The organism is Microbispora corallina, assembly GCF_016863035.1.
GTDB classification, from domain to species: domain Bacteria; phylum Actinomycetota; class Actinomycetes; order Streptosporangiales; family Streptosporangiaceae; genus Microbispora; species Microbispora corallina.
The window spans coordinates 258615-285146 of sequence record NZ_BOOC01000005.1 but is presented as its reverse complement, the minus strand read 5'-3'; the positions used below and the strand labels follow the sequence as shown (position 1 = coordinate 285146).

At 74.4% G+C, this 26532-nt stretch carries 26 protein-coding genes; 16 read left to right on the top strand and 10 right to left on the bottom strand.

Annotated elements, in window-relative coordinates; all coding sequences use genetic code 11:
• The first annotated feature begins 58 nt into the window (after window positions 1-58).
• From Mco01_RS09240 to Mco01_RS09210, 7 genes are all read left to right on the top strand, one after another.
• Window positions 59-1075 carry a LysR family transcriptional regulator gene (locus tag Mco01_RS09240; protein ID WP_204056460.1) on the top strand — a complete coding sequence of 339 codons (1017 nt, stop codon included), beginning with the start codon at window positions 59-61 and terminating at the stop codon, window positions 1073-1075.
• 23 nt (window positions 1076-1098) lie between these two features.
• Window positions 1099-1590 (top strand): hypothetical protein, encoded by a 492-nt coding sequence (locus Mco01_RS09235; RefSeq protein WP_204056459.1) that lies wholly within the window; start codon window positions 1099-1101, stop codon window positions 1588-1590.
• Window positions 1591-1631: 41 nt separating this feature from the next.
• A complete protein-coding gene (locus tag Mco01_RS09230) occupies window positions 1632-2567 on the top strand; it encodes a lytic transglycosylase domain-containing protein (RefSeq protein WP_204056458.1) in 936 nt (311 codons plus the stop codon).
• 98 nt (window positions 2568-2665) lie between these two features.
• Window positions 2666-3151, top strand: a complete 486-nt coding sequence (locus Mco01_RS09225; protein ID WP_204056457.1) for a hypothetical protein — start codon at window positions 2666-2668, stop codon at window positions 3149-3151.
• Window positions 3148-4062, top strand: a complete 915-nt coding sequence (locus Mco01_RS09220; protein WP_204056456.1) for an aldo/keto reductase — start codon at window positions 3148-3150, stop codon at window positions 4060-4062. Before Mco01_RS09225 ends, Mco01_RS09220 begins: the two co-directional genes overlap by 4 nt.
• 88 nt (window positions 4063-4150) lie before the next feature.
• Complete coding sequence (locus tag Mco01_RS09215; protein WP_239103453.1) at window positions 4151-4582, top strand: GNAT family N-acetyltransferase; 432 nt, start codon at window positions 4151-4153, stop codon at window positions 4580-4582.
• 32 nt (window positions 4583-4614) lie between these two features.
• Complete coding sequence (locus tag Mco01_RS09210; protein ID WP_204056455.1) at window positions 4615-5088, top strand: MarR family winged helix-turn-helix transcriptional regulator; 474 nt, start codon at window positions 4615-4617, stop codon at window positions 5086-5088.
• A 21-nt stretch (window positions 5089-5109) separates the two neighbouring features.
• On the opposite strand, the gene Mco01_RS09205 is transcribed toward Mco01_RS09210, so the two are convergent.
• Together Mco01_RS09205 and Mco01_RS09200 are read right to left on the bottom strand one after the other, a co-directional pair.
• Complete coding sequence (locus Mco01_RS09205; RefSeq protein WP_204056454.1) at window positions 5110-5670, bottom strand: NADPH-dependent FMN reductase; 561 nt, start codon at window positions 5668-5670, stop codon at window positions 5110-5112.
• Between the two features lie 88 nt (window positions 5671-5758).
• Entirely contained in the window at window positions 5759-6583 is an 825-nt protein-coding gene (locus Mco01_RS09200) for an aminoglycoside adenylyltransferase domain-containing protein (RefSeq protein ID WP_204056453.1), read from the bottom strand.
• 294 nt (window positions 6584-6877) lie between these two features.
• Between Mco01_RS09200 and Mco01_RS09195 the strand changes: the two genes are divergently transcribed.
• Window positions 6878-7645, top strand: coding sequence for a VOC family protein (locus Mco01_RS09195; protein ID WP_204056452.1), 768 nt, complete (start codon window positions 6878-6880; stop codon window positions 7643-7645).
• 67 nt (window positions 7646-7712) lie between these two features.
• On the opposite strand, the gene Mco01_RS09190 is transcribed toward Mco01_RS09195, so the two are convergent.
• A complete protein-coding gene (locus Mco01_RS09190; protein WP_204056451.1) occupies window positions 7713-8540 on the bottom strand; it encodes an alpha/beta hydrolase family protein in 828 nt (275 codons plus the stop codon).
• Window positions 8541-8702: 162 nt separating this feature from the next.
• Between Mco01_RS09190 and nhaA the strand changes: the two genes are divergently transcribed.
• The gene (gene nhaA / locus Mco01_RS09185; protein ID WP_204056450.1) at window positions 8703-10577 is read left to right on the top strand and encodes a Na+/H+ antiporter NhaA; all 1875 of its coding nucleotides are present in this window, start codon (window positions 8703-8705) and stop codon (window positions 10575-10577) included.
• Window positions 10578-10618: 41 nt separating this feature from the next.
• Here the strand turns inward: nhaA and Mco01_RS09180 are convergent, their stop codons facing one another.
• Window positions 10619-11599, bottom strand: a complete 981-nt coding sequence (locus tag Mco01_RS09180) for a Swt1 family HEPN domain-containing protein (RefSeq protein WP_204056449.1) — start codon at window positions 11597-11599, stop codon at window positions 10619-10621.
• Window positions 11600-11686: 87 nt separating this feature from the next.
• On the bottom strand, window positions 11687-14497 hold the full coding sequence (locus Mco01_RS09175; RefSeq protein WP_204056448.1) for a YfhO family protein: 2811 nt from the start codon (window positions 14495-14497) through the stop codon (window positions 11687-11689).
• Window positions 14498-14765: 268 nt separating this feature from the next.
• Between Mco01_RS09175 and Mco01_RS09170 the strand changes: the two genes are divergently transcribed.
• The gene (locus tag Mco01_RS09170) at window positions 14766-16094 is read left to right on the top strand and encodes an aminoglycoside phosphotransferase family protein (protein WP_239103452.1); all 1329 of its coding nucleotides are present in this window, start codon (window positions 14766-14768) and stop codon (window positions 16092-16094) included.
• A 329-nt stretch (window positions 16095-16423) separates the two neighbouring features.
• The gene (locus Mco01_RS09165) at window positions 16424-17257 is read left to right on the top strand and encodes a cellulose binding domain-containing protein (RefSeq protein WP_204056447.1); all 834 of its coding nucleotides are present in this window, start codon (window positions 16424-16426) and stop codon (window positions 17255-17257) included.
• Window positions 17258-17328: 71 nt separating this feature from the next.
• Here Mco01_RS09165 and Mco01_RS09160 read toward each other — a convergent pair whose 3' ends face one another.
• The 3 genes from Mco01_RS09160 to Mco01_RS09150 all read right to left on the bottom strand — a co-directional run bounded on the left by Mco01_RS09160 (window position 17329) and on the right by Mco01_RS09150 (window position 19809).
• Entirely contained in the window at window positions 17329-18594 is a 1266-nt protein-coding gene (locus Mco01_RS09160) for an RNA polymerase sigma factor (RefSeq protein ID WP_239103451.1), read from the bottom strand.
• A gap of 114 nt (window positions 18595-18708) precedes the next feature.
• Window positions 18709-19092, bottom strand: a complete 384-nt coding sequence (locus Mco01_RS09155) for a YciI family protein (RefSeq protein WP_204056445.1) — start codon at window positions 19090-19092, stop codon at window positions 18709-18711.
• 258 nt (window positions 19093-19350) lie between these two features.
• Complete coding sequence (locus tag Mco01_RS09150; RefSeq protein WP_204056444.1) at window positions 19351-19809, bottom strand: nuclear transport factor 2 family protein; 459 nt, start codon at window positions 19807-19809, stop codon at window positions 19351-19353.
• An 85-nt stretch (window positions 19810-19894) separates the two neighbouring features.
• On the opposite strand from Mco01_RS09150, the gene Mco01_RS09145 reads away from it, so the two are divergent.
• Window positions 19895-20473, top strand: a complete 579-nt coding sequence (locus tag Mco01_RS09145; RefSeq protein WP_204056443.1) for a TetR/AcrR family transcriptional regulator — start codon at window positions 19895-19897, stop codon at window positions 20471-20473.
• Between the two features lie 72 nt (window positions 20474-20545).
• Here Mco01_RS09145 and Mco01_RS09140 read toward each other — a convergent pair whose 3' ends face one another.
• The gene (locus Mco01_RS09140) at window positions 20546-21019 is read right to left on the bottom strand and encodes a MarR family winged helix-turn-helix transcriptional regulator (RefSeq protein ID WP_239103450.1); all 474 of its coding nucleotides are present in this window, start codon (window positions 21017-21019) and stop codon (window positions 20546-20548) included.
• Between the two features lie 87 nt (window positions 21020-21106).
• On the opposite strand from Mco01_RS09140, the gene Mco01_RS09135 reads away from it, so the two are divergent.
• Entirely contained in the window at window positions 21107-22702 is a 1596-nt protein-coding gene (locus Mco01_RS09135; protein ID WP_204056442.1) for an FAD-dependent monooxygenase, read from the top strand.
• A gap of 48 nt (window positions 22703-22750) precedes the next feature.
• Here Mco01_RS09135 and Mco01_RS09130 read toward each other — a convergent pair whose 3' ends face one another.
• Window positions 22751-23119: a winged helix-turn-helix transcriptional regulator gene (locus Mco01_RS09130; protein WP_239103449.1), complete on the bottom strand. Its 369-nt coding sequence runs from the start codon at window positions 23117-23119 to the stop codon at window positions 22751-22753.
• A gap of 99 nt (window positions 23120-23218) precedes the next feature.
• On the opposite strand from Mco01_RS09130, the gene Mco01_RS09125 reads away from it, so the two are divergent.
• From Mco01_RS09125 to Mco01_RS09115, 3 genes are all read left to right on the top strand, one after another.
• On the top strand, window positions 23219-23899 hold the full coding sequence (locus Mco01_RS09125; RefSeq protein ID WP_204056441.1) for an NAD(P)-dependent oxidoreductase: 681 nt from the start codon (window positions 23219-23221) through the stop codon (window positions 23897-23899).
• Window positions 23900-23974: 75 nt separating this feature from the next.
• Window positions 23975-24841 carry a Sua5/YciO/YrdC/YwlC family protein gene (locus Mco01_RS09120; protein WP_204056440.1) on the top strand — a complete coding sequence of 289 codons (867 nt, stop codon included), beginning with the start codon at window positions 23975-23977 and terminating at the stop codon, window positions 24839-24841.
• Window positions 24842-24987: 146 nt separating this feature from the next.
• The gene (locus Mco01_RS09115) at window positions 24988-26520 is read left to right on the top strand and encodes a hypothetical protein (protein WP_204056439.1); all 1533 of its coding nucleotides are present in this window, start codon (window positions 24988-24990) and stop codon (window positions 26518-26520) included.
• Window positions 26521-26532: the final 12 nt, after the last annotated feature.

The window sequence follows — 26532 nt, the reverse complement described above, 5'->3', positions numbered from 1 at the left end:
GGCAGCGCGACCGGTTAGGTCCATTTCACGTTCCTGAACAGAACCGTAAGCTGTTCTGATGCTCGACGTGCGCCGTCTCCGGCTGCTGTGCGACCTGTCGCATCTCGGCACGATCGCCGCGGTCGCGAAGGCGCACACCTACACGCCGTCGGCGGTCTCCCAGCAGCTGTCCCTGCTCGAACGGGAGGCGGGCGTCGCGCTGCTCGAACGCACCGGGCGGCGGGTGGCCTTCACCCCGGCAGGCCGGCTCCTCGTCGAGCACGCCGAGACGGTGCTCGCCGCCCTGGAACGGACGTCGGCCGCGCTCGCCGCGATGGCCACAGGGCTGACCGGGCCGCTGCGCATCGGCGCCTTCCCGACCGCGGTGCGCACGCTCCTGCCCGCGGCGCTGGTTGAGCTGGGACGGCGGCATCCCGGGCTGGAACTGATGGTGACCGAGCTTGACCCGGTGGCGGTGCCGGCCGCCCTGCGTGAGCGGCGGCTCGACGTCGGGCTGCTCCACGACTACGACGTGGTGCCCGTCGACCCGGACCCGGCGCTCGACACTGCACCGCTGCTGGACGAGACCGTCTTCCTCGCCCTGCCGGCGGCCATGCCGCCCGCCGAACCGCGGCCGCCTGCCGAGCCACAGCCGGCCGCCGCCGGGTCCGCGGCCCCGGGCGCTTCGGCGGCTGCGTCGGCGGGTGCGTCGGCGGCTGCTTCCGCCGGTGCCGCGACGGGCTGGGACGGCGACCCGCTGGTTCGCGTGCGGGACGCCGGCTGGATCATGGCCAGCCCCGGCACCCTGTGTCACGACGTCATGCTCCAGGTCTGCCGGGCCGCCGGTTACACGCCCAGGGCGCGTCACCACGCCGACGACTTCGCCACCGTGCTCGCCCTGGTCGCCGCCGGTCAGGGCGTGTCGCTCGTCCCCCAGTTGGCCGCCGCGGAGCCGCCGGCCGGCGTCCGCCTCGTCCCGCTGCCCACCCGCCGGCGGACCCGCGTCGCCTACCGGCGGGGCGCCGCCGCCCATCCCGCCGTCGCCGCGTTCGTGTCCGCGCTCCGCGCCTCCACCGTCGAGTTCCTGGCCCGGTAGATCGCCCGGTACGGTGTCGGCTCGTGTCGTGGAGATCACGTTGGTGGTGGGCCGCCGCCCTGATCGTGTCGTCGGCCGGGGCCGCGCGCCTGCTCTTCCTGGACCACTCCTTCTTCGGTCCCATGGACATCCCGGCCGTCTGCCCCGGCTGGGACGCCTACATGACGGCGGGACCGGTGCTGGGAGAGGTCCTCGTCCGGGTGCCGCCGCTCTGGTTCGCCGGCCTGCCCGGGCTGGTCCTCGCGTTCCTCACCCATCTGGTCTCCCTCCGGCTCGGACGTCCGCGGATCGGCGTGGTCGTGCCGCGGGCGGTGGCCGCGCTGCTGCTGGCCGCGTACGGCACGGGGCCCGTCGCCTTCGCGGTCGACATGGCCGTCGACCGGACCTGTCTCGACACCTGGGGCGGGTCCCTCGGCGTGGCCTTCTTCCTGACGGCGAACGTCGCCGCCACGCTCGCCGCCCTGTGCGTCCTGGCCGCCGTACGCCGCTCCTCCCGGCGCGCGGTCCTTGGGTGAACGGGGCGTGGGCGTACGGCGGGGGGCATACGTTGGGGTCGATGAAGGATCTCCACGCCGGGCCGACCGCCCGGGCGACTCCCGGGAGGCGGGGCGCCGCGCTGGTGGCCGCGCTCGCCCTGTCGGTCACCGGCTGCGCGGGCCCGCCGGACACCGCCGCGGCCCGTTCGCCGGCGGCAGTGCCGAGCACGCAGCCGCCGTCCCCCGGTCAGAAGGCGCCGGCGCCGGACGCGGCGATCCCCGCGGACCCGGCACGGCTCGCGGACGACCTCGAGGACACCGACGCCCGGCTCCGGCGGGCGATCGACGACTGGAGGAATGACGGGAACCCCGCCAAGGGAGAGGCCCCCGAGCCGGTGGTCCTGCTGGCCCTGCACGAGCAGCGCGCCTACCGCTACCTCGCCCGCAACCCCACGATCGCGTCGCGGACGTACGCCAGGCTGCCGAAGGACCTGGCCGGGAAGGCGCGGGACGACGTCACGGCGATCCGCGGGCTGATCTCCCTCGCCCGGCCCGTCAGCGGGCCGGTCACGATGCGGGTCGAGGCGCCGGAATCGGCCGACGTCCTGCTCGCCGACTTCCGGCGCGCCGAGCGCCGGTTCGGCGTCGAGTGGGAGGTGCTGGCGGCGGTGATGTTCGTCGAGACGAAGTTCGGCCGGGTCCGGTCGCCGAGCTACACGGGGGCCAAGGGGCCGATGCAGTTCATGCCGGGCACCTGGCGCGCCTACGGCATGGGCGGCGACATCGAGGACACCCGCGACGCCCTGCTCGCCGCGGCCAACTACCTCCACGCGTCGGGCGCGCCGCGCGACTACCGGCGCGCGCTGTACGCCTACAACCACTCCCAGGCGTACGTCGACGCGGTGCTGCGGCACGCCGGCCAGATGAAGCGGGACATCAGGAACTACTACGCCTACTACAACTGGCAGGTCTACGTCATTACGACGAAGGGGGAGCGCCGCCTGACGGGCCCCTGAGACCCGGCCGGTACACCCGCGAGCACCCGTCGCCGCCGAGGATGCTTGACGCACAGCGACAAGTACTTGATAGTGGACGTCAAGTAGAGGAGATTCGTGTGACGGACGACCGGCGTGCTCTGGCCGAGGACCTGCGGCGGCTCGTCGGCGGCAGGGTCCTCGACCCCCTGGACATCCTCTTCGAGGGGAACGAGGGCGAGCGGCTGCGCGAACGCCTGGCGGACAAGAGTCATGAGTGGGCGGACGTGCTGCTCGGCGAGGACGACCGGGCGGCCGCGTACCTGGCGATCCGCCTGGTGAGCGTGCTCTACCCCGGCGACGGGCCGTTCGACCCGCCCGCCGAGTGGTGGGGGACGCCCCTGGGCAGGGCCGTCGCCCGGCGCGCCGGTCACCCGGCCGGACCGGCGGTGCCGGTGTCGGTCGCCGCGGCGATGCTCGGCATCACGCGTCAGGGCGTCCACGACCTGCTCCGGCGGCGCAAGCTCGACCGGGACGCGGAGGGCCGTGTGCTCACCGCGTCCATCCAGGCGCGTCTCTCCTCACGCCCGGACCAGCCGTCACCGGCACGAGGAGGCCATGAATGACCCATCCCATCGGCGAGAGCCTGCGACTCGCGGACGACCTGGTGGTCCGGCGGCTCGGGTACGGTGCGATGCACCTGCCCGGTCCCGGTGTCTGGGGGCCGCCGCCGGACCGTGACGCGGCGCTCGCCGTCCTGCGCGGAGCGGTCGAGCTGGGCGTGACGCACATCGACACCGCGGACTTCTACGGTCCCCATGTGGCCAACGATCTGATCCGCGAAGCCCTGCATCCGTACCCGGACGATCTTGTCGTCGCCACGAAGGTGGGGGTCGTCCGCGACGGGAGCAGGGCCTGGACGCCCGCCGCCGACCCGGCGAGCCTGCGCGCGCAGGTCGAGGAGAACCTCGCGCGGCTCGGCGCCGACGCCCTCGACCTCGTGTACCTGCGCGTCGGCGGGGACGGTCTGCTCCCACCCGACACGACTCCGTTCGCGGAGTCGTTCGGCGCGCTCGCCGAGCTGAGGGAGCGCGGGCTGGTGCGGCATCTCGGGCTCAGCGGAGTCACGACCGGCCAACTGGCCGAGGCACGCCGGATCGCGCCCGTGGTGGCCGTGCAGAACCGGTTCCACGTCGCCGACCGGTCCGGCGCGGACGTCCTGTCGGCGTGCGAGGCGGCGGGCATCGCGTTCGTCCCCTACTTCCCGCTCGCCGCCGGGATGCTCCGCCCCGGCCTGGACCTCTCCCAGGCCCCGCCCGGCATGGCTCCCGACGCCGGGCACCTGGGGACGCTCGACGAGATCGCCGGACGGTACGGCGCGACCCGCATCCAGGTGGCGCTCGCCTGGGTGCTCGCCCACTCGCCGGTGACGCTCGCGATCCCCGGCACCTCCTCCCTCGCCCACCTCCGGGAGAACGTGGCCGCGGCCGCCATGGCCCTCGGCCCGGACGACGTGGCTGTGCTCGACAAGCTGTGAGCGGCACGCCGTCGCACAGGGCGGTCCACCACCGCGCACCGGCAAACCGGTCGCGGATCATCGGGGGCCGTTGGTAGCGTCGCCGGCTGTGAGCGACACCGGGGTGCGGATCCGGGCGGGGCGCCTGGACGAGATCGAGGCGGTGCTGGAGTTCTGGCTCCTGGCGGCCGAGAACACGGACCGGCACGATTCGGCCGAGGGCGTGCGCAGGCTGATGGAGCGCGACCCCGAGGCGCTGATGGTGGCGGAGATCGACGGGCGGCTGGTCGGCACCCTCATCGCGGGCTGGGACGGCTGGCGGGCCCACCTGTATCGTCTCGCCGTGCATCCCGGCCACCGGCGCAGGGGTGTGGCCCGGGCTCTGATCGACGCCGCCGAGGCCCGCTTCGCGCGGTTCGGCGCCGTCCGCTCCGACGCGATGGTCCTCGACGCGAACGTGCTCGCCCATCAGGCGTGGACGGCGGCAGGGTACGGCCGGCAGACCGACTGCAGCCGCTGGGTCAGGTCGCTGCGGTCCTAGCTGTTGCTTGCCGCAACAACTAGAATGTCGTCATGGCCGACGAGACGGAACGCCCCCTGCGCCCGTTGAACGCGGACGAGGAGGCGCTCGTCCGCTCCCTGGCCCGGGTGATCTTCGTGCTGCCCCGCAACCTGGACGCCGACCTGGTGCGCGAGCAGCGCATCACGCTGTCCGAGTACCTCACGCTGATGCACCTGTCGGAGGCGCCCGGGCGTCACATGCGGATGAGCGAGCTCGCGGCCGCCTGCGAGCTGTCGCTGAGCGGGATGACCCGTGTCGTCACCCGCCTGGAGGCGTCCGGACTGGTCGAGCGGGTCCGATGCGGTGAGGACGCCCGCGGGTGGAACGCCGTCCTGACCGACGCCGGCCTCGACCGCCTGAAGGGGGCGTGGCCGACGCATCTGGACGGGATGCGGCGATACCTGCTGGACCACCTGGAGGGGATGGACCTGGCCCGCCTCGCGCAGGCGCTTCAGCAGGTGGGAGGCGGCGGCTGCCGCCACTGAAGCGCCTGCGCGCGAGACGGATCAGACCGCGCGCAGCGGGGCCAGCGCCTTGCTCCAGGCGACGACCTGGTCGAACACGGCCGTGAGCGCGTCGCGCTGGAAGTCGCCGGGCTTGAAGACGCTGAAGTTCTCGAAGTCGTAGAACATCGACAGCGCCACCTGGGCCCGCACGTCGGCCAGCTGCAGCTCGCCCGCGATGAGGCGCAGGTGCTCGACGGCCCGGGCGCCGCCGACCGCGCCGTAGCTGACGAATCCGACGGCCTTGTTGTTCCACTCGGCGTACAGGAAGTCGATGGCGTTCTTCAGGGCGCCGGACGTGGAGTGGTTGTACTCGGGGGTCACCATGATGAAGCCGTCGAACGACGCGATCTTCTGCGCCCACTGGTGGGTGTGCGGCTGGGAGTACTGGCCGAGGGACGGCGGGATCGCCTCGTCGAGGTGGGGGAGCTTGTAGTCGAGCAGGTCGACCAGCTCGAACTCGGCGTCGGTGCGCCGTGAGGCGTGCTCGTAGACCCAGCGTGCGACGGCCTCGCCGTTGCGGCCGGGACGGGTGCTGCCGAGGATGATGCCGATTCTGGTCATGGGTCACCGCTTTCCGTAGAAGTAGTTGCTGCGTCAAGCAACATAGCGGGCGGTGTTCCGCGCTGCAACTATCTGGTCAACATCACGATCAGAGACGGGTGGCGTCGGCGACGACAGCGAGGGCGAATTCGGCGGTGCGCCTTCGCCGCAGGTCAGGGTCGGAGAAGGCGGGATCGGCCGACTCGCCGCGCCGGTAGGCCAGGGCCTCGCGGATGAGTGGATGCCACTCGGGCCCGAACACGTCGAGGGCGTACGCGCCGGCCTCCTCCTTGGACACGACGCCGCCCGTGGCGATGGTGTGGTGGAGCCGCGGCGGGCCGAGGACGCCCCAGGCCGTCGACGCCCGGGCCCGGAGACCGCACCGGTCCGGCCTCCGCAGGGTCCGTTCTGCCCAGGGAAGCCAGTAGCGGCGCAGGTTGTCCCGGTTCCAGTCGCGCAGACGTCCCGGCTCGGGGTCGAGGGCCAGGTCGCCGGGGGAGGGCCCGCGGACGGGGATCCCGCGCTCGCGCAGGACCTTCCAGTTCACCGGGTTGACGTCGAAGCCCGCACCCCGCTGGAACGACGGGCCGACGTGGGAGGCCAGCGGGCGAATCATTGTCACCGGCGTCGCGAGGTCGGCGTCCGAGACGAACACGCCGTTGAGCGTCCCCGGAAGCGTCAGCCGCAGACGCGCGACGGAGGAGACGGCCGAGGGAAGGTTGGCGGCCGCCTGCACCAGGCGCAGGCGGCGCAGCTCCCGGCCGTCGAGCCGGCCGTCCACGACGGCCACGAAGTCGATGTCGCTGCGGCCGGGCCGGTAGGCGCCGAGCGCCGTGGACCCCACGACGTAGTAGCAGCGGATCCGCCCGGGGAGCAGCCGATCGGCCACGGCCAGGTACCGCCGGGCGGCTCCGGCGACATCGGGATGCAGCATGGCCGCACACCGTAGCAGCGACATCGCGCCCGACAGGTGGGATCGGCCCCGGCGCCGCGGCGGGAAATCCCGCTGGAAGGCCGGATCGCACCGAGCCCGGGAAGTCGGGATCGGTGGCGCGTCGCGGGCGCACGTCCCACCGGAAGGCCGGGCTCGGCCCGGGCGCCGCGGATAGGCTGGACATGTCCCCCCGTCGCCGTCGGGCACTCCGCGGCGTGCCGACACCGCCCTCGCCGATGCCCACGCGACCGGTCATCCCGCCGGCCGCGCTGCTCGGCTGCCGAAGGAGGCGCGATGCCCGACCGGACGTCCTACCACCCGGGCACGCCCAACTGGGTGGACCTGCGGACCCCCGACCCCGAGCAGGCGCGGTCGTTCTACGGCCCGCTGTTCGGCTGGACCTTCGACGACCGCCCCGGCCCCGACGGTGGTCTGTACTCCCTGTGCCGCATGAACGGCGGGATCGTCGCGGCGATCGGGTCCGCGCCGCCGGACAGCGCCCCGAGATGGACCACCTACCTCGCGGTGGACGACGTCGACGCCGCGGTCACCGAGGTGGAGGCCGCGGGCGGCCGCCTGCTCACGCCGCCGTACGGGGTCGGCGCGATGGGCCGCGCGGCCCTCGTCGCCGATCCGGGCGGGGTCGCGTTCGGGCTGTGGGAGGCCGGGGAGCACGTCGGCGCGACGGTCGTGAACGAGCCGGGCGCGTTCGTCTGGAGCGAGCTCATGACGGAGGGCCGCGAGGCCGCGCCGCCCTTCTACGAGCGCGTCGCCGGCCTCACCACGACCACGGTCGACCTGGGCGGGGCGCCCTTCACCGGGTTCGTGGCGGGCGGGACCATGGTGGGCGGCGTCATCGCGCCTCCGCGCGAGGGTGTCGAGCAGCGCTGGATCGTCTACTTCTCGGCCGCCGACGTCGAGGATCTCGCACGGCGGGCCGAGGGGCTCGGCGGCACGGTCGTCCACGGCCCGATCGACAGCCCGGTCGGCCCGCTGGCGGCGCTGCGCGACCCTCAGGGCGCTCCGTTCAGCGTCTGGGCCGTCCGCCTGCCCGCCGGCTGAGACCGCCCGCAGGTTCAAGCGGTCCGCCTGCCGGTTGAGTCCGGCCGCTTGTCGCGGCTTGGCCCGGTCAGCGGAGGTGGGCGAGGAACCACGCGCCGATCGCCCGGTCCACCGCGGCGGCCGTCGGCAGCTGGGGTGCGGGCTCGACGCCGGGCCGCTCGGCGAGCGGGTGGTCGAGGCCGGGGATCTCCTCCCGCCGGACGTGGTCCGGGTCGCCGTATCGTCCCCGCAGTGCCTCAACCAGGTCGGCCGCGTCGGCGCGGAAGACCGGGAAGTCCAGCTCGCCGCTCACGACGAGCACGGGCGGCTGCGGCACGCGGGCCGCGATCCGGCCGGCGAGGGCCACGAAGTCGAGCCGGTCGGCCGCAGCCAGGGACCGCTCGTCCCACGCGTACGGCTCGCGGCCGGAGCCCTCGATGACCGCGACGACCGAGCGCGCGCGGACGGCCGCGTTCACCAGGGCCGCCGCGGCCACCGGCACCTCGCCTCCGGCCAGCACGGACAGGGCGACCGCCCCGCCCAGCGAGCCCCCGACGACGCCGATGGGGCCGTCGTCGAGCGGCAGCCGTTCCCTCAGCTCGGCCAGGGCCGCCGGGAACTCCTCCACGGCCTGCCGGATCACCGGGTCCGCGTACCGCATCATCGGGTCCAGTAAGGCCTCCTCGCGCCCGCCGTCCCACGCGCGGTCGCCGCACCACGGCATGCCGAGATGCACCCGCCACGCCGGGACCTGGGCCAGCGGCAGCGCGGCGGCGAACGCGGCGTCGGTGCACGGCGCGTCCATCATGTGCCACGTCACGACCAGCGGCGCGGGCTCCGCGACCGGGACCGCCGGAGGCAGCGCCGTGAACGGCACCCCCGCGGCCGTGCCTCTGATCGCCTCGTTCTGCCGCATGCTCCTCAGCCCCTTCGTCGGGATCGTCGCGGCCCCACGCTAGGGGCGCGCGCCGTCCGGCGGAACGGTCCGGCCCTCCGCCCGTGGCGAACTCCGGCGGACGATCCGGGGACGCGCCGGGCGGACGGGAATGCGAGAGGGCGGACGGATGTCAGGTGTGAGGTGACGCAACCCACTCTCTCCGGCCGGACCGCCTGGGCACGGCGGCTCGACACGCCGCTGCGCGAGTTCCTGCGCACCGAGACCGGCAGCGCCGCGATCCTGCTCGCCGCGACCGTGGCCGCGCTGATCTGGGCGAACGTCGACGCCCGGTCGTACGAGGCCCTGTGGGGCACGTCGCTGTCGGTCCGCCTGGGCGGCGCGGGCATCTCCCAGGACCTGCGCCACTGGGTGAACACGGGCCTGATGACGTTCTTCTTCCTCGTCGTGGGGATGGAGGCCAGGCGCGAGTTCGACATGGGTGAGCTGCGCGAACGCCGGCGCCTCCTGCTGCCCGTCCTGGCCGGCGTCGGCGGGATGGTCGTGCCCGTCGCCGTCTACCTGCTGGTCAACGCGGGCAGGCCGTCCCTCCACGGGTGGGGCGCCGCGATGTCGACCGACACGGCGTTCGCGCTCGGCATGCTAACCCTGGTGGCGTCCCGGTTCCCGTCCCGGGCGCACACGTACATGCTGACCGTCACGGTCGTGGACGACCTGGTCGCGCTCGCCGTCATCGCGGTCTTCTACAGCGAGCACGTCGAGGCGGGTCCCCTGATCACCGCGGTCGCGATCTTCGCGCTGATGCTGGGCGTCAAGGCCGCCGGCGTACGGCGGGGGCTCGTGTACGCGGCGTTCGGGATCGCGACGTGGGTCGCGCTGCTGGCCTCGGGCGTCGAGCCGGTGGTCGTCGGGCTGGCCGTGGGCCTGGTGACGTACGCCAGGCCCGCGAGCCGCGGGGACCTGGAACGGGCGTCGGACCTGTTCCGGCTCTTCCGCGAGCAGCCGACGGCGGAGCTCGCGCGCACGGTCAACGCCGGGCTCGCCCAGGCGATCTCGCCGAACCACCGTCTGCTGCAGCTCTACCACCCGTGGACGAGCTACCTGATCGTCCCGCTGTTCGCGCTGGCCAACGCGGGGATCGCGATCAGCGGCGACTTCCTCGGCCGGGCGTTCACCTCGCCGATCACCCTGGGCATCATGATCGCCTACGTCGTGGGCAAGCCCGTCGGGATCGTCGGGTTCACCTGGCTCGTCACGCGGCTCAGCCGGGGGCGGGTGCGGCCGCCGGTCGGCTGGGCGGCCGTCGCGGGCGGCGGCACCATCGCGGGCATCGGGTTCACGGTGTCGCTGCTGATCGCCACCCTCGCCTTCAGGGGGCCGCAGCTCGAGGAGGCCAAGTTCGGCATCCTCGCCGCCGCGCTGTGCGCGTCGCTGCTCACCTGGGCGCTCTCGCGGGCCACCTTCAGGCTCCCGCCGAAGGTGAAGGCGCGGGCGCTGCTCGGCACCGCGGAGAGCATCGTCGATCTCGCCGCCCCCGTCGACCCCGACCGGGACCATCTGCGCGGACCGCAGGACGCGCCGGTGACCGTGGTCGAGTACGGCGACTTCGAGTGCCCCTACTGCGGGCAGGCCGAGCCCATCGTCCGGGAGCTTCTCGCCGGCTTCGCCGACGTCCGTTACGTCTGGCGGCACCTGCCGCTGCACGACGTGCACCCGTCGGCCCAGCTCGCCGCAGAGGCGGCGGAGGCCGCGGCGGAGCAGGGGGCGTTCTGGGAGATGCACGACATCCTGCTCCAGCACCAGGGTGAGCTGCTCGTCCCCCACCTGATCACGTACGCGGAGGAGATCGGCATCGACGTCGAGCGCTTCCAGCGTGACCTGGAGGGCCACATCGGCGCCGACCGGATCGCCGAGGACATCGACTCCGCCGACCTGAGCGGCGTGTCCGGCACGCCGACGTTCTTCATCAACGGCAGGCGCCACAACGGCGCCTACGACATCGCGACGCTCTCTGCCGCCGTCCGCGCGGCCGGCGCCCGCGCGACCCTCATCTCCTGACGCCCCCGTCCCGTCTGACGCGGCCGAGGCGACGGGAGGCGTCAGGCCGCGGGCTGGGGGCCCTTCCACACCTTCAGGGCGAGGACCACGTTCCTGCCACGGTGGCCGCCGGTCACCCTGACCAGGCCGACCGCCCCCCGAGAGGTGGTCACGCAGAACCGGGTGCCCGGCACGACGTACTTCGCGGTGATCCTGGTGTGGGCCGGGCGCGCCGCGGCCCGGCAGGTCGCGTAGGTGGCGGGCCGGCGCGGGCCGATCAGCACGATGCGGGTGTCCCGCCCGCTGAGGACGCCGCCGCTGTAGGCGAGGTCGCCCCCGCTCGGCCCGCGGCGCGGCGTGGCCGGCTCGTCGAGCAGCGACAGGTGGTAGCCGTCCCTGAGCGTGACGGCCGGGTAGTCGCCGAGCTGCGCGCCCACCTTCACGTCGGCGAACGAGTCGGCCCCCGGACGGTTGGCGGCGACCAGCCCGACCGTGATCGCCACGGCGCCCGCGGCCGCCAGCGCCAGGACGCCGGGGAAGCGCCGCCGCCTCTCGGGGGGCTTCGGAGCCTGCCTCCTTCTCGCCTTGGCCTTGCGGCGCGGCGCGGGAGTGGGGCGGCCGGGCACCTGGTCCAGCACGAGCTGGGCCTTGTCGGCCGCCCCCGCCGCCCTGAGCAGCTCGGCCATCTTCTCCAGCGCCCGCGCCGCCTCGCCCGGGGCGTACGTGGTCTGCAGGTAGTCGTGGTTGATCAGATTGCGCAGGTCGAGCAGCTCCTGGGCGAGGTCCGACGGGTTGCGCAGGCCGGACAGGGCCGAGCCGAAGACGTCGCGCCTGTTGCGGATCATCTTGAGGAGGAACTGGGGGTCCGCCAGCGTGGACGTCTTCGCGTAGCCCGCCTTCTCGCTGTCGCGGCGGTTCCACTCCGCGAGCCAGTCGGGCCCGTGACGGGCGGTCATGTGCCGGTCGACGAAGGGGGCGAGTCCCTCGGTCAGATAGCGCAGACCCGTGTCGATCCGCTCCCGCTCGTTTCTCTTCCGCCCCATCCCGCTCCCCGGTCACTGCCGAACCGGGGGAAGCATAATTGGCGCTGAGCGATAATCGCCGCGGAATGCATAAAGCTCACAACGCCCTCACTGCCTGTCGACGTAGTGAATCTCCGATAATTCGTGCATTCGTTTTTGAGCGTATTTCTTTCGCCGTTTGTGTCGTCCGGAAAACCGCCAGGCGCAGGAGAGCGCCGCGAGGAGCGCCGCCGCCGCGACGGCCAGGCCGGTCCGCAGCCCCGGCGGCGTGAACGAGCAGCTCACCGACGTCGACCTGCCGTCCAGCGGGACGGCGAGCAGCCCGAGGAACGCCTGGGCCGGCCGCGGCGCGGCGTTCCCCGCGGCGCACGTCCAGCCGCGGATGGCGGGGGCGGCGACCACCGCGAGGCCCGTGCCGCCCGCCGGCAGCGTGGCCCGCAGCGAGTGCCCGGAGACCTGGACGGCGGTCGCCCCGGCCGAACGCAACGCCCCGACGGCCCGGTCGAGCCGGCCCGGGTCGAGGCAGCCGACCGCGCCGGGTGGGATGGGCCCGCCCAGGCGGGGCCGCAGCTTGATCTTCAGGCGGCCCGTCGCGGGCACCGTCCCGAGCCGTTGCATCGGCGCCCGGCTGTGTCCCGGCACCCCGGTGAAGGCGACGCGCGTGTTCCCGGCGAGGACGGCGCCTCCTGAGTAGTCGGGGGCGTACAGGTACACCTCGTCCCCGGGACGGCACTCCGCCCGCAGGACGTACGGGTACGACGGGCCGGGGACGGGGTCCGGCGACGTGGCCAGGGAGTTGTCGCGGCCGGGGCGGAGCTCGGCGCCGTACTGGTCCAGGTAGCGGAGACGGGGGACGTCGTAGACGCGCGCGCCGATCAGCGCCTCCTGGTTGCGGTACGGCGACGGCCCATATCCGGCCGAGGGCGGACGCCGGACGGTCACGAGCGGCGCGGCCGCCGTCCGGGTGAGCGTGACGGCGGCCGTGTTCCCGCCCCGCGACTGCGACCTGCCGGCCACAACGGAACGGGCCCGGGCGCCGATCGCGAAGACGGCGTCGGTGACGGGGTTGTCGAGGCTTTTCGGCGCCCGCCCGCGCGAGATCCAGCCGAACCCCAGATGGGAGAGCGTGCCGATCAGCGCGGTCGACGTCATGCTGCTGTAGTAGCCGGCGCCCTCCCCGCCGACCAGCTGTGGGTCGTTGGCGGTGATCCGGGCCTCGCCGGGGTCGGTGCGGTACGCCGGCCAGCCGTCGGCGGCGGCGACCGCCGCCCGGAGGCGGTCGTGCCAGGGACCCCAGGCGGCGTAGGAACCGAGGTGGGCTCCCCGCTTCGCGTCGACGTCCGCCACGTTCACGGCGGCCTCGGCCGTCTGGACGCCCGCCAGCAGCGTGAGCAGGGCGGCCGACGCCACCCGCCGCACCCGTCCCGGCCGCCGGAGGAGCCGGCCGGTGAGGCGGGCGGTGAGGCGGGCGAGGAGCAGCAGGCCGTACAGGGCCGCGCCCGCCGCGACCGCCACGCCGGCCCGCCCGAGCATCGCGGGGGTCGTCAGGGTCCAGCGGGAGGCGCCCCCGACCACCGCGGCGAGCGTGACCCCGCCCGCGGCGAGCGCGAGCGGGCGGGGGACGCCCCGCGAGAACGAGGTGAAGCCCGCGATGACCAGCAGGCCGCACAGCACGAACGCCTCACGGTAGGCGCTGCCGTTCGGGCTGGTGAAGGCGTACCAGACCCGCACGCTCGGCTGCCACAGCATCGAGGCGAGCACCAGGCCGATCCCCGCCGTCCAGGCCGCCCTCGCCCGCGCCGGCAGCGCCCGGTTGAACGGCAGCGTGAGGGCCGCGAACAGCGCGAACGTGCCGACGAACAGGGCCGGCGAGTTGTACTGATAGCTCCCGGGCAGCAGCCGTCCCAGCAGCGGAGCCGGCCCGACCGCGGTGAACGGCCTCGGCGTGACCGGCCACGCGTCGCGGGCCGCGAGGTAGCCGACCAGCACCGCAGGGGCCGCCAGGCCCAGCCCGATCGCGCCGTACAGCGCCGCCCGGGCACCGCCGGCGACGCGCGCCCGGACGGACGCGGGCTCGGCGGACAGGCGCACGAGCAGCACGACGGCGGCTCCGACGGTGGCGAAGCAGGCGGTGTAGAAGTCGCATCCCCAGGCGTACGCCACGAAGAGCGGGGCGAGCAGCGGCCTGCGCCCGGCCAGCGCCCACTCCACGGCCAGGCACAGCAGGGGGAAGGCGATCAGGCCGTCGAGCCACATCGGGTTGTACGCGCCGTCGGTGACGGCCCAGCCGCACAGCCCGTACGCGGCGCCGAAGACGGCGGCGAGGCCGGTGTGCCTGCTGCCCCGGAAGGGCAGCCGGCGCAGGTGGACGGCCATCGCCCCGGCGCCGGCGGCGATCTTGGCGACCGTGATGACGTAGACGGCCAGATCCACCCGCGCCCGGGGGAACAGCGCCACCAGCAGCGAGAACGGGCTCGTCAGGTAGTAGAAGACGTCGGGCAGGTAGCTGGAGCCGAAGCCGGAGGCCCAGTCGACGAACAGGTCGCCGCGGGCGTGGCCGTGCAGGACGTCACAGAGGTAGGCGTAGAAGGGGACGTACTGGTTGCCCAGGTCGCTGACGCCGCGCGTGACCGCGCCGAACGGGAAGAACCCGGCCGCCGCGTCTCCCGCGCACAGGCCCGCGGCCGCCATCGACGCGGCCAGGAGCGCCGCCGCCGTCGCGCCCAGGACGACCCCACGGCCGCGCGACGCCGCGGTCCCCGTCGCGGCGCCCTCGACGGCGGGTTTCCGGGCCGGGCCGGGACGCGTGGCGGGAGGCTCGGGGACGCCGGGCGGCACCGCCGGATCCGGAGCAGGGTCAGGAGCGGAGGCGGGCGGCCGGGTCAGGCCGGGGACGCCCGTCGTGTCCTGTGCGGTCAATGGGGGTTCACGCTCCGAGGCGGCGTCCGCTGATGGGCAGAGCGCACCCTAACCGACCCGGGTGACGCGGATGGGCTCTCCAGGGTGAACGGTGGACGGCGAACCGCTCCGGGCCCCGAACCGCCGTGTTTCTCGGCCGCGCGTGGGCTCTCAGGGGGACGGCGAAGGCCCGGGATCGTCGCGCGTCCCCGGCCCGCGGCGCCTTGAGCTCACCAGGGGTCCGATAATCGGTCGCCCGGGTGCCGTCCGGCGTCCCACACTTGTCGCCATGGGCAGGACCGTGAGCGCGTGGGTGACGTACGGGGACGAGGTCCTCGGCGTCGCCGGGCCGTTCGCGGTCGACGTGCCGTGGTGGTCGGAGGTCGAGCCGGTGGTGGCGCACCTGCGGCAGGCCCTGCGGGTGCCGGTCGTCGTGCTGCGCCTGCTGCGGGTCGAGGGCGGCGGCGGCGCGCGTGACGGCCACGTGACCTACCACGTGGAGGCGCTGGCCAGGCCGGACGCGCCGCTCCCCGGCGGACCCGCCGAGGCCGGCCTGTCGGACGAGCCTCATCCGCTCCGGTCTGCGTGGGCGCGCCGGGAGGGCCTGATGGAGGCGCTCACCTGGGCCTCCGAGGCGCTCGCCGCCGCCGGGAGACGTGTCGTCGGCCCGGTCGAGCAGCGCAAGACGTGGAACCTCGCCGGTCTGTTCCGCCTGCCGACCGCGGACGGGCCGGTCTGGCTGAAGACGACGCCGGCGTTCGGCGCGGACGAGGCGGCGGTCATCGGCGCGTTCGCCCGGGTGGACCCCGGTCTGGTCCCGGTCGTCCTGGCCGCCGCCGAGGGCCGGATGCTGATGGAGCACCTCCCGGGCGTGGACTGCTGGCAGGCCGGGCCCGACGTGGTCACCGCCGCCGTCACCCGCTTCGTCGCCGCCCAGGCCGCCCTGGGCGTCGCCCCCGCCGCTGCGAGCCCCGCGCCCGCCGCTGCGAGCCCCGCCACCCAGACCGTAAGCACCCCCGTGAGGACCGCCCACGCGGCGTCGGGCGGCGCCCCGGTCGCGGCCACGCTGAAAGACCGGGTGCCCGGGCTCGCGGACCGCCGTACGGAGGGGATGGGACAGCGGGTGCGCACTCTGCTCGCGGGCGAGGGCGGCCGCGAGTTGACGGCGCGCGAGGTGGACGAGGCGCACGGCCTGCTCGAACGGCTGCCGCAGTTGGAGGCGTGCGGCCTCCCGGACACGCTCGTGCACGGCGACTTCCATCCGGGCAACTGGCGCTCGGACGGCGGCCCGCCGGTCGTGGTGGACTTCGCCGACGCCCACCTCGGCAACCCCGTGCTGGACGGACTGCGGGCCTGGGACTTCCTGCCGGAGGACCGGCGCCCCCACGCCGCCGCCGCGTGGATCGACGCCTGGAAGGCGGCCGTCCCCGGCAGCGACCCGGCCCGCGCGCTGGCCGTCGCCGAGCCGCTCGCGCATCTGGCGTACGCCGTGCGCTACCAGGAGTTTCTCGACGGCATCGAGCCGAGCGAGCGCCTCTACCACCAGGGGGATCCGGCCGCGTCCGTCCGGGCCGCCCTCCGCGCCGCGAACGAGCCCGGCCTCACGGCGGCATGGTGAGCCGGAGCGTGACGAGGTGTGGAGTCGCCCCGCACGCCCCCGTGATCGCCTCCGCCGTCCACGATGACGCGCTGACGGCCGGACGCTGAATCTTTCAGATCGTCGTGCCCGCGGCGGCGTCCCGGCACGCCCGCCCCGGGGCGCGTTGCGGGAGGTCGTCCGCCCGGTGCGGCCTTGTCTCCGAACGCTCGCCGGATGCGGGCCTTTACACCGGCCGATGCCGTACCGAGCCTGGGAGACGCGCGAACCGCCGACCCCGGGAACGGCGTCGGCGCCGGACGACCGTCACGACACGGGCGCAGGCGCCCCATCCGCGGAGATGATCGCTCATGGGACACGGCACGAACCTGCTACGGCGCGGACCTCGCACCGCGGTCGCCGCCGTCGCCGTCGGCGCGCTCGCCACGGCGGGGCTGACACTGGGCCCGGCGACGGCGGCCCGCGCCGCCATCAGCTGCGAGGTGACCTACACCGGCTACCAGTGGGGATCGGGCTCGGGCGGCTTCACCGCGAGCATCGCGGTGAAGAACACCGGCGACCCCGTCACGGGGTGGACGCTCACGTTCACCTTCCCGGGCTCGCAGCGGCTCACCCAGGGCTGGTCGGCGCAGTGGACCCAGACGGGGGCGAGGGTCACCGCGACCAGCCCGGCCTGGGGCGGCCCGGTCGGCGCCGGCTCGTCCTTCTTCCTGGGGTTCAACGGCACCTGGACGGGCAGCAACCCGCCGCCGACCGACTTCGCGATCAACGGCGTACCCTGCACGGTGAACCAGGTCCCGAACCCGTCTCCCTCGGCGACTCCCGTGACGACCCCCTCGGCCACTCCCTCGCCGCCCCCGCTGCGGATCGTGATCTCGCCCAAGTCGATCGTCGTTCCTGAGGGCGGCACGGCGGGCGTCCAGGTCACGCTCAGCCAGCGGCCGCCGGGCAACGTGATCGTCGGCACGGGACGCGTGGCGGGCGACACCGACCTGACCGCCAGTGCGCCGGTGACGTTCACGCCGGAGAACTGGGACGTCCCTCAGACGATCACCGTCACCGCGGCTCAGGACGGCGACGCGACGGACGGCTCCGCGACGTTCGACTCCCGCAGCAGCCAGATCACCGGCAGCAGCGCCGTCCTGTGGACGGCGGTCGAGCGGGACGACGACATCGTGCCATAGTGCGCCCCGCCCACCCGTCCAGGCTCGGCGCGGCATCGCGCGCGAACGTCATGCCCGGCCGGGGATGTGGATCAGGCGGCGCCGCAGGCGGCGGCGCGGCCGAGGAGCAGGGCCCGCTCCCGGCCGTTGCGCGTCAGCGCCGCCGCCCGCTCGAACTCCGTCCGCGCCTCGTCCGTGCGGCCCAGCTTCACCAGCAGGTCGCCGCGCACGCTCGGCAGCAGGTGGTAGTCCTTGAGCGCGGGCTCGCCGGCCAGCGCGTCGGCGAGGGCGAGCCCGGCCTCCGGCCCGTACGCCATGCCGACCGCCACGGCGCGGTTGAGCTCGACGATGGGCGACGAGGTCAGGGCGGCGAGCGAGCCGTACAGGGCCGCCATCCGGGCCCAGTCGGTCTCCCCGGCCGTGCGGGCGCGGGCGTGACAGGCCGCGATGGCCGCCTGCAGCGCGTACGGCCCGAGGGAGCCGCCGAGCGCCTCCGCGCGGGCGAGGGCCGCCAGACCCCGCCGGATGTGCAGCTGGTTCCACCGGCCGCGGTCCTGGTCGAGCAGCCGGATCGGCTCTCCCGAGGGCCCCACGCGGGCGGCCGACCGGGACTCCTGGATCTCCATGAGCGCGACGAGACCGTGCACCTCCGGCTCGGACGGCACGAGCCGCGCCAGCATGCGGCCGAGCCGCAGCGCCTCCGCGCACATCTCCGGACGCATCCAGTCGTCGCCCGCGGTCGCCGAGTAGCCCTCGTTGAAGACGAGGTAGACGACCTCGAGGACCGACGACAGCCGGGCCTCCCGCTCGGCGCCCTCGGGCACCTCGAACGGCACCTTCGCGTCGGTCAGCGTCCGCTTGGCCCGGACGATGCGCTTGGCGACGGTCGGCTCCGGCACGAGGAACGCGCGGGCGATCTCGTCGGTCGTGAGGCCGCCGAGCAGCCGCAGGGTGAGCGCCACCCGCGCCTCGGTCGACAGCACCGGGTGGCAGGCGACGAACATCAGCCGGAGGACGTCGTCCTCGATGTGGTCCTCCAGGGCGGCCTCGATCTCGGCCGCCGTGGCGTCGTCGCTCGTCTGGAGCTCGCGGCCCAGCTGCGCGACCTTCTCCTCCAGCCGTTCGCGGCGTCGCAGCATGTCGACGACCCTGCGCTTGGCGACCGTCATGAGCCACGCGCCGGGGTTGCGGGGCACGCCCGACTCGGGCCACTGCTCCAGCGCCGCGACGAGCGCGTCCTGCGCCAGCTCCTCGGCCAGGCCGACGTCGTGGACCATGCGGGTCAGACCCGCGATCACCCGGGCCGACTCGATGCGCCAGACCGCCTCCACCGCGCGCCGCGTCTCGGTAGCCGTCACAGGGCCCATTCAACCGCAGGCCACCGGCGACCGGCAGCGCGCGGCGGGCGGGGGTCCCCGACCGGCAGGGTGCGGCGGGCGGGGGTCCCGGCGCCCCCGCCCGCCGTACGAAGGTCAGCGGCCCAGCTCGGGGAACGCCTCCTCGGCCGTCTGGGCCGACTGGCGGACCTCGACGACCGCCTCCTGGTCCCCCTGCACCGCGTACTCCACGGGGCAGCGGGAGGCCCACTCGATCGCCTCCTCCCTCGACTTCACGTCGATGAGGAAGAAACCGGCGACCAGCTCCTTGGCCTCGGCGAACGGGCCGTCCACCACGGTCTTCCTCCCGTTGGCGGTCACGACGCGGGCGCCGTGCGCACTGGGGAACAGTCCCTCGCTGGCGAGCAGCACACCGGCCTCGGCGAGCTCGCGGCCGTACGCGCGCATGGCGTCGACCAGCTCCGGGGACGGGGGCGTGTCGGGGGACGGGTCGCCCTTGAGCAGCAGCATGAAGTGCATGGCGGTCTCCTTCGTTCTCGGTGTCCGTCTATCACCGCGTCGAACGGGAGGACACCCGGAGGACACGGACCGCCGCAGATTCTTCCGGATCACCGGCGCGGACGGCCGTGTTCACTCCGTCGTCATCCGCAACTGGAGGGCGGGGTGCCGCGGAGGGGCGAAGCCGAGCGCCCGGTACAGCCCGGTGCCGTGCCGGGTGGCGTTCAGGTCGACGACCTGTACCCATTGTGCTGCTGCGGCGTCCCCGGGCCGGCCTGGTCAGGCGGTCGCCGCGGGGGCGTCCAGGGCGGCCACGACGTCCTTCAGGCGTCCCATCGCGTGGTAGGTGCCGAAGACGTCCATGTAGTCGCGCATCTCGGCGATCTCGCCGTCGCGCACGCGGAACATCAGCAGCCCGGACGCCGCGAACGGCCGGCCCTCGGCGCCCACCGTCCCGGTGCCGTGCCACTCGCCGACGATCACCTCGGAGTCGGCGGCCTCGTGCACGACCACGTCGTGGATCTCCGCGAGCCGGACCGGGCTCGCGCCCCACGCGGCGCGGTAGCAGGCGCGCACCTCCTCACGTCCGGCCAGACGAGGCGGGAACCCCGGCGCCCGGAACGGGAACTCGTGGGTCCCGTCCATGGCGTACAGGTCGGCGAGGTCGTCGGCCGACTTCGCGACCATCGCCCGGTGGAAGAGGGAGAGCACCTCACGCGGGGTGCGAGGGGACGCCATCGTTCGCTCCGTTCACTCAACGGTTGTTGACTCAACGACTGTAGAGCGAAACGGCGGCCTTGGTCAACGTCGGTAGAGTCATGGCGTGGAGGAGACGCCGACCAGCCGCGCGGAGCGCCGGCGCCGGACCGAGGAGCGGATCCTGTCCGCCGCGCGGACGGTCTTCGCCGAGCGCGGCTTCGAGCGCGCGACCATCCGGGCCATCGCCTCCATGGCGGAGGTGGACCCGGCGCTCGTGATGCAGTACTTCGGCTCGAAGCAGGAGCTGTTCGACCAGGCCGTGCGCATCCCCGCGATCCCGCCGCTGAACGGCGCCCTGGACGAGCTGGTCGAGGAGCTGCTGGCGAGGGTCGTCATCAAGATCGGGCCGATCCCGCAGGCCTCGCTGGCGATGATGCGTTCGATGCTCACGCACCCCGAGGCGGCCGAAGGGGTGCGCGCCCGCCTGGACGAGCAGGTGGGGCAGCTCGGCGCCGCCATCCCGGCCCGGGACGCCGAGCTCAGGGCGGCGTTGATGATCAGCACGATGCTGGGCGTGACGATCGCGCACCAGCTGCTCGACCTCACGGCCCTGCGGGACGTCCCCGCCGACCGGCTCGCCAAGATCGTACGGCCCGCCCTGGTCGCCCTGACCGGGCCGGACGCCGCCGCCGAAGAGTCCTGACCGGGCCCGACCTCACCGCCGAAGGGTCCTGACCGGGCCGGTCGGGGGGCGTCTCCGGGGGAGAGACCTCGGTCAGTCCGACAGGTCGTGGACGAGGGTCGCGACGAAGTCCTGGGCCGTCTCGTTGAGCTTCAGGATGAACCCGGTGATCAGTTCGAGCTGTTCGTCGTCGTAGTCGTCGGCCACCGCCCCGAACGCGTTCGCGACCCGGCCGAAGATCTCGTTGAGCGCCGCCTCGTGCCGTCCCGTCGAGCGCACCAGGACCTTGCGGCGGTCGGCCGCGTCGCGGTGCCGCTCGACGAAGCCGCCACGCTCCAGCCGGTCGAGGAGCGCGGTCACGGCCGACGTGCTGAGGCCGGTCAGCTCGGCCAGCCGTCCCGCCGTCAGCTCGTGCTCGTGCCGGGCCAGGTCGAGGCACTTCAGGTCGGTCGGACCGAGGCCGAAGTGGGCGGCGATGGCCTGGTGCATGATCACCCCTCGCCCCGCGTTGTCCTGCATCGCCTCGTTCAGAGCCCGCAGAACCTCGGCGCGCCGGCCTGTTGACACTCGCCCTCCAACGCGTAATATCTCGAATTGTCTCGACGCATCGAAATTTCCTGTCCTTCGAACCAACCTAGCACGGAGGAGACGAGCATGAGAGACGAGACGATCCCGGTGCTGGTCGTGGGGGCCGGCCTCGCAGGGCTGTCCACGGCCGTGTTCCTCGGCGTCCACGGCGTGCCGTCGGTGGTCGTGGAACGGCATCCCACGCTGTCCGTCCAGCCCAAGGCCCGGGGGCAGATGCCGGCGACCATGGAGGCCCTCGCCACGGCCGGGGTCGCCGAACGCTTCGTCGAGGCCGCCCCGCTGGGCGGCGAGACCAGCGTGATCGTCATCGCGGAGACCGTCACCGGCCCGGTCATGAAGGACTTCGTCATGGAGATGCCCGACTTCTCCAGCCTGTCCCCGGCGCCGTTCGCGGCCGCGAGCCAGGAACGGGCCGAGCGCATCCTGGCGGCCCGCGCCGCCGACCTGGGTGCGGAGATCAGGTTCTCGACGGAGCTGGAATCGTTCCGGCAGGACGACGAGAAGGTCACCGCCGTGCTCCACGAGGTGTCGACGGGAGACCGGCGGACGGTCACCGCGAGATACCTCGTCGGCGCCGACGGCCACAAGGGGGCGGTCCGCGACATGGCGGGCGTCGCCGTGCACGGACGCCTCGCGCCCCAGTCGAGACGGACGATGTTCCTGCAGTTCGAGGCCGACATCGCGGTGGCGCTGCAGGGTTCCGCCTTCGGGCTGTTCTACTTGCAGAACCCCGCGCTGCCCGCCCGCGCCGCCACGGTCGTCACCACCGATTACCCCGGTCGCTACGTCCTCGCCCTGCCGTTCGGGCCGGACGAGGAGCCGGACGAGGAACGGCTGGTGGAGATCGTCCGGGTCGCCTGCGGCGTCCCCGGGCTCGACGTGAAGATCACCGACGCCGCCTGGTCGTCGTCCGGGGACCACATCACCCGGGTCGCGGACACCTTCCAGGCCGGGCGCGTCCTGCTGGCCGGGGACGCCGCCCACCTCATGCCGCCCACCGGCGGCCAGGGCGGGAACGCGGCCGTGATGGACGGCTACCACCTGGCCTGGAAGCTGGCCGCCGTCCTGTCCGGGACGGCCGGGCCGCGCCTGCTGGAGAGCCACGACGCCGAGCGCCGTCCGTACGCCGAGGCGCTGGCCGAGCAGCAGTACGCCAACATGATCGATAGGCAGTCGCCGCACCTGCGCGACGGGACGGAGGCCGAGATCCTCGACCCCATGGTGGGGCTGTTCGGCTACGTCTGCCCGGCAGGTGCCTTCGTCCCCGAGGAGGGCGGCGCTCCGCTGTTCGAGGACCCGTCCAGGCCGTCGGGCCGCCCGGGATCGCGCGCCCCCCACGTACGGCTGGCCCGCGGAGACGAGACCATCTCGGCCCGCGACCTGGTCGGTACGGGGTTCGTCCTGCTCACGGCCGGCGGGCGGGACTGGCCTGACGAGGCCGGCCGGGCCGAACGGGCGCTCGGCGTGGCGGTGGCGGTCCACGCCGTCGGCGGGGCGGACGGGCCGCGCGACGTCGACGGCCGGTTCCCCGCTGCCTACGGCATCACCGAGGCGGGAGCCGTCCTCGTGCGCCCGGACGGCATCGTCGCGTGGCGGTGCCCAGGCGCGGCCGGCCCCGGCGACCTCGAACGCGCCCTCCGGCACGTCCTGGCCCTCGGCTGAATCCGGTCCGCCTCCGCCGCCGAGGCGGCCGGGATCGGGCCGCCGCGGTCAGGACGGCCGGGCGCCGGACTCGCGGGCGTCGAGAAGCTCGTCCCAGTGCTCCTCGGCCCACGCGCAGATCGCGTCGATCGGCTCGATCATGCTGCGCCCGAGCGCGGTCAGCCCGTACTCGACGTGCTGCGCGGGCCCGGCGACGACCGTGCGGCTGACCAGGCCGTCGCGCTCGAGCGCGCGCAGCGAGGCGGTGAGGACCTTGGCCGAGATGCCGCGCAGCGGCACCCGCAGCTCCGAAAACCGCCGCGGCCCCTGTTCCAGGCAGCGGATGATCAGGGCGGCCCACTTGTCGCCGATGCGCATCGGCATCAGGCCGGACGGGCACAGGGGGTCGAACATCTCGGGATCCAGCGGTGGGAGCACGCGTCCACGCTAGCCGGTATCCCGGAGGTAACCGGGTGCCCGGCTACGGTCGGCGGCATCGGCCGGCGACCGGCGTCCGGCCCGGTGAAAGGGGTGCCCATGGGTGACGTCATCGTCTTCGGCGCGGGTGGCAGGGCGGGGCGGGCCGCCGTCCGCGAGGCCCTGCGGCGCGGTCACCGTGTGACCGCCGTCGTCCGCGACCCCGCCCGGCATCCCGGCCTCGGCGCGTACGGACCCACGGCAGGGCGCGGTGCGGCGTCCGAGGGCGGTGGGGGCGAGGTGCGGGTGGTGGCGGGGGACGTCACCGACGCCGGCCGGGTCGCGGAGTTCGCGGCCGGGCACGACGCGGCGATCGGGGCGGCCGCCGACCTCGCAGCGCCGCCCGGGGAGTTCTTCCCGGCCGCGGCCCGCGCCCTGCTCGACGGGCTGGGCCGGGCCGGGGTCCGGCGGCTCGTCGTGGTGGGTCTCGCGTCCGTGCTGGAGACGGCCTCGGGGACGCTCCTCATGGACACGCCCGGCTACCCCGGCGAGTACCGCGCGTTCTCCCTCGGGCACGCGGCGGGCGACGAGGCGCTGCGGTCCGCGGACACCCCGATCGACTGGGTCGTCCTCAGCCCGGCCGGCGACTTCGACCACGGCGGCGACCGCACGGGCCGGTACCGCACCGCTTCCGCCGCCGCGGACAGCCGGATCTCCTACGCCGACTTCGCGATCGCCCTGCTCGACGAGATCGACGCGCCGCGGCACCACCGCGTCCACGTCGGCGTCGAGACCGGCTGATCCGCCCGGAGGAGCCACTGTGAGGAAAGTGAAAGAGGTGATTAGGCGACCGCGGTCCGGGCAGGGGCGGATGCCATGCTCACCTCGACTTTCCCTGTGCCCGGCCACGCCGTGCAGGGGGCACGGGCGGTGCCCGCGGCCGGGGGCCGGGGGCCGGGGACCGCCGCACGGCCGCGAGAGCACCGGACCTGTCCCTCGTGCGTACGCGAGCTGTTCGACCCGGCCGGCAGGCGTCACGGCTACGCCCTCGTCTCCTGTCGCGACTGCGTCCCGACGCCCGGGCCGGGGCTCGACGCGCCCCGCGTCCGGCTGGCCGACCTGTGCGCCGACTGCGTGGAGGAGTGCCGCCGTCCCGGCGGCCGCCGCTCGGCCGCCGACTCGACCGGCTGCGCGGCCTGCGGCCCCCGGCCGCGGTACGGCTGCCTGACCGGGGAGGACGCGCTGTCGGCGGCCGTGGCGGCCATCCAGGCCGGCTCCGTCGTGGCGGTCCGCGACATGTTCGCCGACCAGATCGTGTGCGACGCCCGGGCCGAGTACGCGCTCGCCCGGATGGACGGGACGCCGGCCCGGCCGCGCGTCCTGGTCCGGAACGTCTCCGCGGCCCGCCAGATCGCGAGCCTTTCGCCGCCGGACATCGCCGCCCTGGTCGAGCGCGCCGAGCCCTCGGTGCTGCTACGGGTGCGCGACCACGAGGTCTCCCGCAAGCTTTGGCGGGGGACGCCCGACGTGGAGGTCTTCCTGCCGCGCACCCCGCTGCACCACCTCGTCACCGCCCGCCTGGACGCGCCGCTCGCCGTGTGGGACCGCCGCGACCAGGCCGGTCCCTGGCCGTACGACGGGGTGCTGGGCGTGGGCGGCGGGCTCGACGACATGGAGCAGGGGCTGCCCGCGGCGCCGGGGGAGGGGCTGCCCGAGTGGTGGCTCCCCGCCGCCGGAGCCTGACCGGCCGTCTCGGCGGGCGGGTTCCCACACTCGCGATCCGGGCCTCGTGATCGAGCCGTCGTCGAATCGGTACACCTCGGTACCCTTCGCCCTCCGTCTCCCGCCGTCCAAGGGGAGAGGCCGTCGGAGACGGGGCGAGGTGCGGCGTGGCGGGACACAGGGACGGGAGCGCGGCGGCGTGGCTGGGCCATCCGGTGACGCTGGCCGCGGTGGCGGTGCTGCTGGTGAACGACCACGTGCTCAAGGCCGCCTGGCCGGGAGCGCTGACGGGGAAGCTGAGCGACGTCGCGGGGCTGCTGGTCGCGCCTCCGCTGCTGGCGTTCCTCGTGTCGGCGGTTCCACGCGCGGCCGTCGTCCGGAGGGTCCTGCGGCTTCCGGACGGCACGGCGGACCCGTCCGCGGCGGCCGGACGGCGGGCGGCGGTGGCGGCGACGGTGCTGGTCGGCGTGGGCTTCGCGCTCGTCAAGGCGTGCCCGGCCGGCGCCCTGCTGGCGGAGCGGATGTGGGAGGCGGTGACGCGGTCGGCGCGGGTGGTCCCCGACCCGACCGACCTGGCCGCGCTGCCCGCCCTGGGGCTCGCGTGGCTGGTGCGCGCCCGCGCCCTGCGCCCGTCCGCGGCGGCTCGCGGAGCGCGGCGGGCCCGGCTCCTGCTCGGGCTGCCCTCGGCCGTGGTCGCGGTCGCCGCGACCTCCGCCCTGCCGATCCCGCCGTCCGCCACGCATGTGGAGGCGCACGACGCGGTGATCGTCGTATTCGGCGGGCCCGATGCGACCCTGGCGTCGAGCGACGAGGGCCGCACCTGGCATACCTGGAACGGCATGGCGACCGGGCCGTCGCGCACGAGCGCCTGCGTCCCCGGCGAACCCCGCCGCTGCTACCGCGTCGTGCCGCGGCGGCTGAAGGTCGAGCAGTCGGACGACGCGGGAGCGACCTGGTCGACGGCATGGGAGATCTCCCCCGGACGGCAGCGCTGGCTGGAGCGCGGACACCAGCACGTCTTCGGCGGAACGACCCTGGAGGAGTACGCCGACGACGAGATGGCCTCGGTGGCCCTGGCCGTGTTGCCGGTCCCCGAGGGACATGTGGTCGCGGTGGCGAACGGGCCCGACGGGGTCGTCCTGCGCGATCCGGCCGGGCGGTGGCACCGGCTGGGGTTCACGGAGTACGGCGACGGCCTGTCGGAGCAGGCCGCCCTCCCGCTCACGGGACCGGGCGACCTCATCGGCGACGAGACGGGGGTCGCCTTCCTGGCCGGGTTGCTCGTGCTGCTCGTCCTGCTGGGCTTCGCGGGCTGGCCCGAGGCGTCCTTCGCGGGTTTCGCCGTGTCGTCCGCGTTCCTCTGGTGCGGCATGCTGATGGTGCTCGAGCTGGAGCGCTTCGAGCAGCTCCCGCTGCGCGCCCTGGGCCTGCTGATGGCGCTGGGCGGGCTGGTCGCCCTCATCGCCGTCTGGGGATCCTCGGGTACGTCGCGTCCGCCGGTGATCGTCCCGGCCCCGCTCACCGCCGTCGCCGTGTACTGGCCGTTCTACGCGTGGAGCGCGGGGTGGATCGACGACCACGGCCGGGCCGTGGCGGCCGCCGTCCTGTCCTGTGTCCTCGTCCTGGTCCTCGCCGTCGTGCTGCTGCGGCGGTCGTTCCGCCGGGCCGCGGACCGCGAGGCGCTCCGCGCGACGTCCTGACGGCGGAAGGAC

What these genes read in the sequence shown, in the direction of transcription:
- Mco01_RS09200 (WP_204056453.1), bottom strand. Translation starts at nt 6,583, where the DNA reads ATGCTGCATCCCGATGTCGCCGGAGCCGCCCGGCGGTACCTGGCCGTG.
- Mco01_RS09220 (WP_204056456.1), top strand. Translation starts at nt 3,148, where the DNA reads ATGACCCATCCCATCGGCGAGAGCCTGCGACTCGCGGACGACCTGGTG.
- Mco01_RS09205 (WP_204056454.1), bottom strand. Translation starts at nt 5,670, where the DNA reads ATGACCAGAATCGGCATCATCCTCGGCAGCACCCGTCCCGGCCGCAAC.
- Mco01_RS09165 (WP_204056447.1), top strand. Translation starts at nt 16,424, where the DNA reads ATGGGACACGGCACGAACCTGCTACGGCGCGGACCTCGCACCGCGGTC.
- Mco01_RS09210 (WP_204056455.1), top strand. Translation starts at nt 4,615, where the DNA reads ATGGCCGACGAGACGGAACGCCCCCTGCGCCCGTTGAACGCGGACGAG.
- Mco01_RS09240 (WP_204056460.1), top strand. Translation starts at nt 59, where the DNA reads ATGCTCGACGTGCGCCGTCTCCGGCTGCTGTGCGACCTGTCGCATCTC.
- Mco01_RS09120 (WP_204056440.1), top strand. Translation starts at nt 23,975, where the DNA reads ATGCTCACCTCGACTTTCCCTGTGCCCGGCCACGCCGTGCAGGGGGCA.
- Mco01_RS09190 (WP_204056451.1), bottom strand. Translation starts at nt 8,540, where the DNA reads ATGCGGCAGAACGAGGCGATCAGAGGCACGGCCGCGGGGGTGCCGTTC.
- Mco01_RS09125 (WP_204056441.1), top strand. Translation starts at nt 23,219, where the DNA reads ATGGGTGACGTCATCGTCTTCGGCGCGGGTGGCAGGGCGGGGCGGGCC.
- Mco01_RS09155 (WP_204056445.1), bottom strand. Translation starts at nt 19,092, where the DNA reads ATGCACTTCATGCTGCTGCTCAAGGGCGACCCGTCCCCCGACACGCCC.
- Mco01_RS09135 (WP_204056442.1), top strand. Translation starts at nt 21,107, where the DNA reads ATGAGAGACGAGACGATCCCGGTGCTGGTCGTGGGGGCCGGCCTCGCA.
- Mco01_RS09170 (WP_239103452.1), top strand. Translation starts at nt 14,766, where the DNA reads ATGGGCAGGACCGTGAGCGCGTGGGTGACGTACGGGGACGAGGTCCTC.
- Mco01_RS09150 (WP_204056444.1), bottom strand. Translation starts at nt 19,809, where the DNA reads ATGGCGTCCCCTCGCACCCCGCGTGAGGTGCTCTCCCTCTTCCACCGG.
- Mco01_RS09180 (WP_204056449.1), bottom strand. Translation starts at nt 11,599, where the DNA reads ATGGGGCGGAAGAGAAACGAGCGGGAGCGGATCGACACGGGTCTGCGC.
- Mco01_RS09195 (WP_204056452.1), top strand. Translation starts at nt 6,878, where the DNA reads ATGCCCGACCGGACGTCCTACCACCCGGGCACGCCCAACTGGGTGGAC.
- Mco01_RS09230 (WP_204056458.1), top strand. Translation starts at nt 1,632, where the DNA reads ATGAAGGATCTCCACGCCGGGCCGACCGCCCGGGCGACTCCCGGGAGG.